The organism is Serratia sp. PGPR-27 (assembly GCF_022678525.1).
In the GTDB taxonomy this organism is placed as follows: domain Bacteria; phylum Pseudomonadota; class Gammaproteobacteria; order Enterobacterales; family Enterobacteriaceae; genus Serratia; species Serratia nematodiphila.
In genome coordinates this window covers 1-229 of record NZ_JALBYS010000100.1, presented here as the reverse complement: position 1 = coordinate 229, position 229 = coordinate 1, and the positions used below count along the sequence as shown (strand labels likewise).

1 protein-coding gene is annotated in these 229 nt (G+C 58.1%); it reads left to right on the top strand.

The genetic code is table 11. The features are described from left to right. A partial coding sequence (locus MMS95_RS24185) for a hypothetical protein (protein ID WP_242142443.1) occupies positions 1-216 on the top strand: 216 nt, incomplete at its 5' end. Positions 217-229 lie beyond the last annotated feature (13 nt).

The window sequence follows — 229 nt, the reverse complement described above, 5'->3', positions numbered from 1 at the left end:
GAGTCCGGGCACCATATTCAGAAGAACCCGCCTATGGCGGGTTTTTCGCTTTCTGAGATACGGACTCTCCATCGAACTGCGTTCGATTATTCGGCCAAGGGCCTCACCCTGCGGGCCAGCGCTAAAGCGCTGTTCAACACGGCGCCAGCGCCGGTTGTCCGAGTCCGGTCGCCCTATTCAGAAGAACCCGCCTATGGCGGGTTTTTCGCTTTCTGAGATACGGACTCTC